Annotated in this window: 8 protein-coding genes; 5 read left to right on the top strand and 3 right to left on the bottom strand. The window is 53.4% G+C overall.

Annotation, left to right across the window (positions count from 1 at the left end):
• Window positions 1-93: 93 nt before the first annotated feature.
• Window positions 94-1,833: an AMP-binding protein gene (locus tag ACMAZB_RS13855; protein ID WP_435217984.1), complete on the bottom strand. Its 1,740-nt coding sequence runs from the start codon at window positions 1,831-1,833 to the stop codon at window positions 94-96.
• A gap of 139 nt (window positions 1,834-1,972) precedes the next feature.
• Here ACMAZB_RS13855 and ACMAZB_RS13850 point away from each other — a divergent pair, with 139 nt between their 5' ends.
• From ACMAZB_RS13850 to ACMAZB_RS13835, 4 genes are all read left to right on the top strand, one after another.
• Window positions 1,973-3,673: an amidohydrolase gene (locus ACMAZB_RS13850; protein WP_435212788.1), complete on the top strand. Its 1,701-nt coding sequence runs from the start codon at window positions 1,973-1,975 to the stop codon at window positions 3,671-3,673.
• Complete coding sequence (locus tag ACMAZB_RS13845; protein ID WP_435212787.1) at window positions 3,663-3,785, top strand: hypothetical protein; 123 nt, start codon at window positions 3,663-3,665, stop codon at window positions 3,783-3,785. Before ACMAZB_RS13850 ends, ACMAZB_RS13845 begins: the two co-directional genes overlap by 11 nt.
• A gap of 80 nt (window positions 3,786-3,865) precedes the next feature.
• Entirely contained in the window at window positions 3,866-5,848 is a 1,983-nt protein-coding gene (locus tag ACMAZB_RS13840; protein ID WP_435220091.1) for a neutral/alkaline non-lysosomal ceramidase N-terminal domain-containing protein, read from the top strand.
• Between the two features lie 218 nt (window positions 5,849-6,066).
• Window positions 6,067-7,743 (top strand): AMP-binding protein, encoded by a 1,677-nt coding sequence (locus ACMAZB_RS13835; protein WP_435217982.1) that lies wholly within the window; start codon window positions 6,067-6,069, stop codon window positions 7,741-7,743.
• Between the two features lie 227 nt (window positions 7,744-7,970).
• Here ACMAZB_RS13835 and exaC read toward each other — a convergent pair whose 3' ends face one another.
• Entirely contained in the window at window positions 7,971-9,488 is a 1,518-nt protein-coding gene (gene exaC, locus ACMAZB_RS13830; RefSeq protein WP_435217980.1) for an acetaldehyde dehydrogenase ExaC, read from the bottom strand.
• Between the two features lie 249 nt (window positions 9,489-9,737).
• Between exaC and ACMAZB_RS13825 the strand changes: the two genes are divergently transcribed.
• Entirely contained in the window at window positions 9,738-10,565 is an 828-nt protein-coding gene (locus tag ACMAZB_RS13825) for a 2OG-Fe(II) oxygenase family protein (protein ID WP_435217978.1), read from the top strand.
• A gap of 39 nt (window positions 10,566-10,604) precedes the next feature.
• Here the strand turns inward: ACMAZB_RS13825 and ACMAZB_RS13820 are convergent, their stop codons facing one another.
• The gene (locus tag ACMAZB_RS13820; protein WP_435217976.1) at window positions 10,605-11,273 is read right to left on the bottom strand and encodes a CvfB family protein; all 669 of its coding nucleotides are present in this window, start codon (window positions 11,271-11,273) and stop codon (window positions 10,605-10,607) included.
• Between the last annotated feature and the right edge of the window lie 218 nt (window positions 11,274-11,491).

Here is an 11,491-nt window from a genome sequence, read left to right as displayed (position 1 = left end):
GCAAAAAAGAGGGGGCGCTAAGTGTGCAGGTGCCTTTGAGAGAGGGCTCCGGCCGCTCGCTGTTGCGAAAGCGGGGCATCGCCTTGGGGTTCGCTACTCGGCACCTCTGCTGTCCATAAGTAGCTGCTGCGCCGCTTTGTAATCTGCCTTGCCATTGGGTGCTCTAGGTACCTTGGGCACCACGATCAGTTCTTTGGGCAACTTGTAACTGGCCAGCAGCGCGCGGGTTGCGGAGACAATGTCCTCAGCGGCTGCGCTCTTCGCTTTTTCCAGGGAAACAACACCGGCCACACGGCTTCCAAACCGCTCATCGTCCAATCCAAAGACCAGTGCATCCTCGACCGCATCATGGAGCTTCAAGGCTTCCTCCACCTCTTCGGGGAAGACTTTTTCACCCCCTGTATTGATACAGTTCGACCCTCGGCCCAGCAAGTTTATGCTGCCGTCGGCTGCAACCGTGGCCATGTCACCGGGGAATGCATAGCGCTTGCCATCGATCTCCTTGAAGGTGCCCGCAGATTTTTTTGGATCTTTGTAATAACCCAGGGGCACCATGCCACTTTGGGCAACCATTCCCACTTCACCAGACCCTGGTGTTACTTCACGGCTGCCATCGGGTAAAAGCACCTTTGAAGTGGGCAGCAGCAGGAATTTTGCAGTCTCACTGGCGGGGGTATCTTTGGTCATGATCGATTGACCCATGCCGCCTTCGGTCGAACCCAGTACATCGGCAATAGCGAGTTCGGGAATGTGCTCAATGAGATCGCGTTTTACTTGAGTGGTGAACATGGCGCCGGATGAAATCATCATTCGTAAGCTGGAAGTGTTCCAGCGATCAGGCTCTGCTTCCAATGCTCGTAGCAGGGGTTTAGCAAAGGCGTCGCCGACAATGACCAGTTGAGCAATTTTATGCTGGTCTACTGCGTCCCAAACCTCCTCCGGTTTTAATCCTCGACTTTCGAGCATGACGGATGTACCGCCTAACATATGCGGAAACATCAATCCCAGCCATGAGCCGGTGCCGTGCATTAGTGGTGGCCCTGACATCGAGACAACGCCAGCGTTTGAATCTAGCAGTTGTTTCGCCGTCACCGCCATTTGATCAGCAGTCTCAAAGGGGCTAATTCCGATCATAGATGGGAACCCGCGCATGAAAAACTCGGTGAAATCCTTTACGGGGTACATGACCCCCTTAGGCATACCCGTTGTGCCACCGGTGTAAAACATATAAATCTCATCCCCTTCAGGGGTTATGCGTGCCGCACCGGAGTTTTTGGCGATGAGGGTTTCGTAAGGTATTGCCGCTGACGGTTCTTCTGAGTCATCTTCTGGCGCGCCATCGTCAACAGAGATCATTACTTTTAGTTGGGGCAGCCGATGGCATATTCGTGTCACCCTGTTTCCCAGCGACCGATGAAACACCAGAGCTTCAACGTCGGCATTCTCAAGGAGGTAAAACAGCTCCTCATCGAGATACCGGTAGTTGACATTGATCGGTACGCCGCCAATTTTTAAGGCGGCAAAATTGGTTTCCGCATACTCCGGCGAGTTGTATAGGTACATACCCACCTTGGCATGTTTGCCTAGCCCCGCTTCCATCAGTCCTTGGGCGAGTTTTGCAGAACGACCTTCATAGTCACGCCACGTTATGCGGCGCTTACCCTGAATCAGTGCAATGTGATCGGGCACAGCATCAGCGACTGACTCCCAGATAGCGGAAAAGTGCGACTTCAGCATAGTGATCTCGTCTCTAGCAAGGATGTTTGGTTTGTACGGGTGCTCGGGCACACTGCGCAGGTCATCATAGGATATCTGTATGGCAAAGCATGTCATGTGACATGTCACCATGTAAAGAGCCTGCGAGGCAACGCCGAACCTGAGTGAAGCTGCTGTACTATCGTATTAATCAGCAAAGCAACGGCTCGTTAATACGCGAGCTTAAATTTAACCCTTACTGGTGAGTGTATTTTTTATGTCGACGCGAAGGATCTGGCCAAACTTATTAAGTCTCATTGTCTGTGTCACCGCATCGCTGGTGCTGCTGCCATGGGCAGCGTTGGCTTCAACCGGCCCGGTTATTATTACGGGGAAAATTTACACCGCAGAGGACGCTAACCCTGTGGTTGAAGCGGTGGTGATAGACGCGGGGAAATTCAGTTTTGTTGGCAGTAAGGAAGAAGCCTTAGCTCATGCCCCCAACGCGAGTCGCATTAGAGACTTGGGGTCAGATATTGCCTACCCCGGCTTTGTTGAGGGCCATGGTCACTTTGCCTCACTCGGTCGAGCATTGATAAGTCTTGATTTATCTACGCCAAAAACTTTCACCGGTATGGTTGATCAGGTGGCACAAGCGACAGCAAAGACGCCAGACAATGAAGTCATCTTGGGCCGGGGGTGGCACCAAAGTAAATGGTCTAAAGCCCCGTCACTGACTGTCGATGGCTTTCCAACCCATCGTGGATTATCGGAAGTCAGTCCCAATCACCCTGTGGTGCTTGAGCATGCAAACGGCCACACTCTAATGCTTAATGCTAAGGCCATGTCGGTTTTGGGAATCAACAAGCTCACGACTGCCCCAGAAGGCGGGGTAGTGGTTAAAGACACCCGGGGAATGCCAACGGGTATTTTGCATGAAACTGCAATGGCTCTTGCAGCACCCCTGACGGTTTTTACCGCCGAGTCAGCGACCCGGGCGCTGCTAGCCGCTCAGGATCATGCGATTAAGCAGGGGATCACTAGCTTCCATGATGCCGGTATTGATGCTGTCGAGGTTGAAGCTCAGCAGATCGTCGATGGGGACCAGCGTTTAAAGATTCGCCTTTTTTCCATGATCAGCGCCAGCGATCCAGATTTGACCGAGCACTGGCTCAACACAGCCCCCGTTGTTGCCTCGGAAGATAACCGCTTAACCCTTAATGCCTTCAAGGTGGTTATGGATGGCGCCTTGGGATCGAGAACGGCCTGGTTGCATGAGCCTTATTCTGACGACCCAACTACCGTGGGTTTGCAAACAGCAGATGCCGACCGGTTGGCCACGCTCATGGAGCGCTCCCGGGTTAATGGCTGGCAAATCAATACCCATGCCATTGGCGACAGGGCGAACAGCGTGGTGCTCGATACCATTGAGCGGGTCATGCCAGAGGGAGGTGATCACCGGTTTCGCATTGAGCACTCGCAACATTTACGCCCTGATGATATTGAGCGCTTTGCGCGCCTCGGTGTGATTGCGTCCATTCAAACCATTCACTTGAGTTCCGATCGACCTTGGGCGATAGACCGATTGGGCCCTGAGCGTATTGACGAGGGCGCTTATCTTTGGCGGTCATTGATCGATTCAGGCGTGCATGTTGCCAATGGTACCGATGTGCCGGTTGAGCCCATTAACCCCATTGCGAATTTCTATGCGGCAGTTACCCGCAAAACTCTAGCAGGCCTGCCCTCGGAAGGCTTCGAGGCTGATCAACGTATGACGCGGCCAGAAGCGCTGCTTAGCCTGACGCAGTGGAATGCCTACGCTGTATTCATGGAGGAGACTCTGGGGTCTATTAGCGTAGGCAAGGCTGCCGACATGACGGTGCTTTCCCAAGACATTATGACCGTCGATGAAGGCGCTATGCTTGATACAGAGGTCACTATGACGGTGATTGGTGGCGAGGTTCTCTATGAACTTTAATCCATCGACGGCAACTTTTCTGCCTGACACGTTTACGGTGGTAGCCAATGGCATGTCGGGGGGGGTTATCGGGCAAAAAATTGTTTCGGACAGTGGCCGCATTGTTTTATGAGGCTAATTCGGGGGTCAACAGGAAGGTCGCGCAGCGCTTACCAGCGCAGCTTTGCTTGGGTTTGGCTCCTTTGCTTGCTCGTGTATTCGGGGCAAGGGTTTGGGCAAAATCTAGATGAGACGCAAACGTCTTACTTGATCGGTCGTGGCATGGTGGATATTACCGGGCCAGAGGTAGGCATGCCGCTATGGGGCTTTGGTCGACCCGACCAGATTGCTGAGGGCGTTCATATTCGTCTGCGGTCGCGTGCCTTCATAGCGGCCCAGGCCCAGAAACCCGACCAGCGCCTGGTGTTTGTCAGCGCCGACTTAGGAAGCATTGATCACCATATGACGCTGGAAGTCGTTGAGCGTTTGCAGCTTCGCTTTGGCAGCACCTATACCTTGGAAAACGTGATCATCAGCGCCACCCATACCCATGCCGGGCCCAGTGGCTATTGGCAGTCCAGAACCGAGACCGGTCTCGATGGGGGGCACTATCCGGAGCACTTTGAAGCGATTGTTAGTGGCATTACCGCCTCAATCGTAAAGGCCCACGAGGATCTCCAGCCCGGCCAGATTTTTATCAATACGGGCCGTGTGACAGACGCTGGAGTCAATCGGTCGGAGATCGCTTATCGGGAAAATCCCCAGCGTGAGCGTGATCGCTACAGCGAAAATACCAACACGGCCATGACCTTGCTCAAGTTTGTGGGTAATGACGGGCCTCTGGGCATGATCAATTGGTACGCACTTCACCCCACGGCGATGAATTATTACAACCGCCTTATTTCCGGCGACCATAAGGGATATGCCTCGTTGCAAATGGAAAAGCGCGAGGGCGTGGGCTACGCATCCGCCGAAGATTTTGTGGCCGCTTTCGCCCAGTCTGACCCGGGAGATGTCACCCCCAATACCAATCTCGACAATACTGGCCCAGGGGCAACAGACGTAGAGACCACGCAAATTATGGGCCAGCGCCAGCTGGTGGTGGCGCAGACCTTGTTCGATGAGGCAGACGAGGCGCTAGGGGGACCGATCGATTCGCGTCGACTGTATGTTGATCTAAGTGATTACGCCGTCGATGACAAATTTACCGGAGTGGGGACACAGCGCACTTGTCCTTCGGCCTACGGCTACTCCTTTGCCGGGGGCTCTACGGAAGATGGCGGCGGGCACTTTTTGTTCAAAGAGGGGATGACTGAGCAGAGTGTGTGGCGGGACTGGTTGATTCAACTCATCATCGGAGCCCCCGAGTGGACCGAACCCGTAAGAGCCTGTCAGCGACCCAAGGCCATTTTACTGGAAACTGGCACCGGCACGCCGCCGCTGCAATCTCAAATACGCTCAATCACCGTGGCACGAGTTGGCCAGCTTGTGATTCTTGCCTTACCCGCTGAGGTAACGACGATGGCGGGCAGACGCCTGCGAGATAGCGTTATGGCTGAGCTGGGCGACTGGGCAAAGCACATTGTGCTGGCGGGTTACTCCAATGGCTATGCCGGGTACATAACGACCCCCGAGGAATATGGGCTGCAGCAATACGAAGGCGGTCATACTTTACATGGGCGCTGGAGCCTGCCTGCCTATCAGCAGGTCGCGAGTCAGTTGGCGACGGCGTTGGAGTCAGGTGCGCCGTTGGCAATTGGCGTGTCCTACGACGATTGGCGGGGCAAATCGCTTGGTCTGCCTTTGCCGGAGGGGTCCAAAAATTCACTCCCTAATGGCGCGTTGCTGGGAGACGCACTGGCACCGCTCGCCGCGAGTTATCGTCCGGGAGAGACGGTTGCCGCGCGATTTTGGTCGGCCAACCCAACGGTAAATTTCCCCAAGGGGAAAAATTATCTGCTGGTGGAGCGGAAAACTGCGGCGGGCTGGCAGCGGGTTGCCGATGATGGCGACTGGAGCACCCGGGTGCGCTGGCAGCTTGAAGCAAATGCTTACGTCGCCGAGTTAAGCTGGGAGGTGCCGCAGCACACGCCATCGGGTGAGTACCGTTTCTCACACTTTGGCTTTGATGCCACGGGTTCGCCGTTTAGTGGTACGTCTTCCGCGTTTGAAATTATCGAGTTAGACGGCAGGTAGTAGGCTGGGTGTCGGGTTCGATAGGCTCGGATCGATACCTCTATGTGCTATTGAGCTCAGGCGTTTAGGCTTTGCAAATAGGTCCATAGTGCCTTCATAGATCAAAGGCGTCTGAGGTCACGCTAGCTGGGCCGCATGTTGGCTGGACTTTAGTTGACGATGTTTGCTCTTGCACGACCCTCTGATGTAAAACGAACGAAAATAAAAAGATATCCGTTATGAAAACTCTCGACCAAAGCTATTACTGCGGTGCCTCTACGACACAAATCATTTATGAAACGATTGGCGTGTACTTCGACCGTATTTGTGATCAATACCCCGATAAAGATGCGCTTATCGTCCGCCACCAGAGCGTAAGGTGGACTTACCGCGAGCTGCAGGAACAGGTTGATCAATTAGCGAAAGGTTTGTTGGCGCTGGGGGTGGCACCCGGCGATCGCGTGGGTATCTGGGGCCCTAACAGCTATGAGTGGGTCATGGTTCAGCTGGCGACGGCGAAGATTGGCGCCATTATGGTTTGTATTAATCCGGCCTATCGACTTTATGAACTTGAATTTGCCCTGAACAAAGTCGAGTGCAAGGTGGTCATCACCGCAGAAAAATTTAAAACCAGTGACTATCTGGGCATGCTCAACACTCTGGTCCCCGAGCTTGCAAATTCAAAGCCCGGAGTACTTCAGGCTGAGAAGTTACCCCACCTTAGAACGGTCATTCGAATGGGAACCGCCGAGACCGCCGGCATGCTCAATTTTGCAGCTGTCTGTGGGCTGGGTGGAGCGGATGAAGGCCATCAGCTGCGGGCATTACAAGGTCAGTTAAAACCCGATGACGCGATCAACATCCAGTTTACCAGTGGCACCACGGGCAACCCAAAGGGTGCCACGTTAACCCACTGCAATATTCTCAATAATGGTTATCTGTCGGGGGAGGCTATGCAGCTTACCGAGACGGACCGGTTGTGTATTCCGGTTCCGTTGTATCACTGCTTTGGTATGGTTTTGGCGGTGCTGGCCTGTGTCTCCCATGGCTCGGCCATGGTGTTCCCCGGCGAAGCCTTCGACCCCCTTGCAACATTAGAAACGGTGGAGGCCGAGAGTTGCACGGCATTACACGGTGTCCCCACTATGTTTATTACCGAGCTCGATCACCCTCGATTTGGCGAGTTCGATCTCTCGTCCCTGCGAACGGGCATTATGGCGGGCGCCCCTTGCCCCGTTGAGGTGATGAAGCGCGTGATTTCCGAAATGCACATGGAGGATATCTTGATCGGCTACGGCCAGACAGAGGTCAGTCCCCTCAACCATATGACACTCCCTAACGATTCTTTGGAGCGTCGCACTGAAACTGTAGGCCGAGCGGTGCCCTGGGTAGAGATCAAAATTATTGATGAAACTAACCGTGTTGTACCCATCGGAGAAAAAGGCGAAATCTGCACTCGGGGCTATTCGGTAATGCGTGAATATTGGAACGACCCCGAGCGTACAGCGGAGACGATTGACGAGGCGGGGTGGCTGCACTCCGGTGACTTGGCCACCATGGATGAAGAGGGCTACGTGCGCATCGTAGGTCGCATCAAGGACATGATTATTCGTGGTGGTGAGAATATTTATCCCCGGGAGGTTGAGGAGTTTTTGTATCAGCATCCTGCTATTTCAGAGGTTCAGGTTTTTGGCATCCCTCACGAGAAAATGGGGGAAGAGGTGTGTGCCTGGGTGCAGCTCAACGAGGGACAGTCAATGACTGAAGATGAGCTCAAGGCTTTTTGTAACGATCAAATCACGCACTTTAAAGTTCCTCGCCACGTGCGCTTTGTCTCCGAGTACCCCATGACAGTCACGGGAAAAATCCAAAAATTCGTGATGCGTGATCAGATGATTGCAGCGCTGAAGAACTAGGGGCGATAAGGCCTTAATAGCAGCCCGAGGTATGACGCTGTGAGAAACCCCGACGCAGTATGTAAAGCGAAGTCAGGCTTTTGCGGTCGGTAGGGCACCGCGATCCAAAAAATAACTCGTGATTCAGAATTACCCTGAGGGCATCTAGGCGACATCGCGTTCTAGCGCCTCAGGGTGTTGCTGTATTGCCGGTCATCTTCGCTTCAGTGATGACCCGTCCACCCGGTTTAGAAGAAGCCTAAGGGGCTATCGCCATAGCTGACGAGCAAATTTTTCTTTTGCTGGTAGTGGTCAAGGGTCACCTTGTGGCCCTCCCGGCCAATACCCGACTTTTTGTAGCCCCCAAAGGCGGCGTGGGATGGATACGCGTGGTAGCAGTTCATCCATATCCGTCCGGCTTGAATGCCCCGTGCCATGCGATAGGCCTTATTGGTATCGCGGGTCCAAACGCCGGCGCCCAAACCGTATTCGGTGTCATTGGCAATAGCCAACGCTTCCTCTTCGGTTTTGAAGGTGGTGATGCCAATAACGGGACCAAAAATTTCCTCTTGGAACACACGCATCTTGTTATCGCCCTTGAAGAACGTAGGCTGAATGTAATACCCGCCGCCTAGGCCTTCTACCTGCTCAATATCGCCGCCAATGAGAATTTCAGCGCCTTCTTCACGACCTATTTGTAAGTAGCTCATGATTTTATCGAACTGTTCCCGAGAGGCTTGAGCGCCGACCATTGTGTTGACATCAAGGGGGTTGCCACGAGTGATCTTTTTGGCGCGCTCGATCACCATCTCCATGAAGGGCTCATACATATCTTCATGGATCAGAGCTCGTGAGGGGCAAGTACAAACCTCGCCCTGATTCAAAAAGCCTAATACCAAGCCCTCTACAGCCTTGCTGATGAAGTCTTCGCCCTGATCCATGACATCGGCGAAAAAGATATTGGGTGACTTACCGCCAAGCTCCACGGTGGAGGGAATCATTGTTTCAGCGGCGCAGCGCAAAATGTGATGGCCAATAGCGGTGGACCCCGTAAAGGCAATCTTTGCAATACGAGTGCTGGTCGCCAAGGCTTGTCCGGCCTCGGTGCCGTAACCATTGACGATGTTCACCACACCCGGGGGTAATAGGTCACCAATGAGTTCCATGAGAACGCAGATAGAGGCGGGGGTTTGTTCAGCCGGTTTCATCACCGTGCAGTTGCCCGCAGCTAGGGCTGGTGCAAGCTTCCAGCAGGCCATTAGCAAAGGGAAGTTCCAGGGGATGATTTGCCCCACGACACCCAGGGGTTCATAAACGTGGTAGGACACTGTTGTGGGGTCTATCTCTGCCATCGAGCCTTCCTGGGCGCGAATGCAGCCCGCAAAATAGCGGAAATGGTCTACACACAAGGGCAGGTCTGCGGCGAGGGTCTCGCGAACGGCCTTGCCGTTGTCCCAGGTCTCAGCCACCGCAAGCATCTCAAGGTTGGCTTCAATACGATCAGCTATTTTCAGGAGAATGTTGGAGCGGTCGGTCGCGGGGGTGGCGCCCCAGGCATCTTTTGCGCTATGGGCTGCATCAAGAGCTAGGTTGATATCGGCTTCGGTCGATCGGGGGATTTTACAGAACGGTTCACCATTGACGGGAGAGACATTGTCAAAATAGCTGCCGTCGACGGGGGCAACCCATTGGCCACCAATGTAATTCTCATATTGGGGTTTGAATTGAACGACGGCGCCTTCGGAGCCTGGATTTGCGTAGACCATAGTGACCTCTTTGTTATTTATATTTTTGCTTTCGAGCCAAAACAATACCCCTTTTTTGGCCTTTGTAAAAACCACCTAAAACGCGAAAGTTGCAATTGTGTGATCTTGGGGGGATACAGCACTTCGTGCCTTCTGTGCCAAACTAACAGCGATCACTCCCTTGCTTCGAGTAGAGGAAAAGCCTATGCGGAATAGTTTGTTGCCCATAAGAGCTGCGGTTACAGCTGTAGCCTCGATGATGGTCACACAATGTTACTGAATGAGGGTCTCCCCATTGCCGTAATTTCCGAGCGCCAGCGACTGATGTTCCCCACCGAGGAGGACCTCGGCCGTGCCTGGGCCCTGGGCGTCTTTTACCTCAAGATTCCCGACCCTTTGCACCTCGACAGCGCCCGCGAATTCGGTTGCGGGCTACTCGACCCAGATAGCCCTTATCGCAAGATTCCCAAGTATGGCGACCTTGAGGGTTTCATCGCCCTAGAGAACAACCAGCAAACCAAGCTGGCGCTATGCCGCCATCACTGGGATCAACACTATCCTGCAGCGATTGCCCGGTTTGGCCGGCAACTCGATGACATTGGCGTCGCTATTATTTGCGAAGTGTTTCACCAGTCGGGTATTCCCGAGCCGCTTTGGAGCCGCGCCTCAGGAGGCTATGCCTCGGGTGCGGGCACCGCGTTTTTGAACTTCGTTCACTACGACACCCGTAACCCAGATCTGGGATTGCGCCCCCACACAGACTACGGCTTTGTCACGATCCTCGATGCCACCACCCCTGGCTTACAAGTTGAGGTCGCCGGTCAGTTTGAGGATGTACCGGTTCTTCCCGGTCATTTGGTCATCAACTTCGGTGAAGCATTGCATTTCGTCACGGCCCACTCAGAGCGCACCGTGGGTGCTGTCGTTCACCGAGTCTTGAGTCAGAAATCTTCCGATCCGGTTCGTCACGGCATTGTCTATTTTGCCAACCCCGACCTCGACGGCATGCTGTGGCAGTTTGATGCCAAGGGTGAAACGCAGGGAAGCTCCTCGGTTCAGGATCTTTTTGCACTGCTCGAAAAAAACCTCACCGAGTAGTCTAAGCCTATGTGGCTCGTGTAACCCGCCACAACGAACTCAGGTGTTATCAGGGGCTAGTCGTATTCCCTCGGCTTCAATATTGATTTTTCGGGCCTTATACAGCGAACCAATCGCCTGCTTAAAGACCTTTTTACTCACACCAAAGGCCGCATAAATAGCAGGGGGAGGGCTCTTGTCGGTGAGGGCTAAAAACCCTGAATTTTCGTTTAACTGAGAAACTATTTTTTGCGCAACGCCGTCTATTTTTGAGTTATTGAAGCCCGGCTGATTGAGCGATAGGTCAATTTTTCCATCGTCGCGAATACGTTGAATATAACCGTCGAGTGCCTGCCCTCTGCGAATTCTCCGATACAGCTCATTGCTGTAAAGCAAACCCCAATACTGATGATTGATGATTGCCTTAAACCCCAGTTCGGTTTGTTCAGCAACCAGTAGAGACACCTTTTCACCCACCTTGAGGCCGGTTGCCGTGTCCTCGATCCAGTGATCAATGCGCGTTGAGCCTGCAGGTCGCCCCTGATTATCAAGGTACACCTTCACAATGGTGTAGTTACCCGGCTTCAACGGGTGATGCTGCTCAGCAAAAGGGATAAACAGGTCTTTGCTAAGACCCCAGTCTACGAACGCCCCCAGATGATTGACCTCGACGACCTTCAGCCAAGCGACTTGCCCTATGGCAATTTCGGTCGGTGTATTGGCTTCCATTTTTTCTTTAATGATGAATACCTATATTGTGCTGTGTAAAAGTTAACGGAGGCACCCAGCGGTTTGCCAAGTGGCTCGACGCTACCGGTTAAGCTCTGCCGAGTCTTACCGCGTCGCTTTGTGAGGCTGGAGGCTGTCGCAGTTCCACCTTGTTGTACTGTTATACCGTTATGCCGATTGGTTGTTTCTTAAAATTCAAACTGGCAAAGCCAATAAAT

The organism is Luminiphilus sp. nBUS_07 (assembly GCF_051201685.1).
Taxonomy (GTDB): domain Bacteria; phylum Pseudomonadota; class Gammaproteobacteria; order Pseudomonadales; family Halieaceae; genus Luminiphilus.
This window is presented reverse-complemented; position numbering and strand designations above follow the sequence as displayed.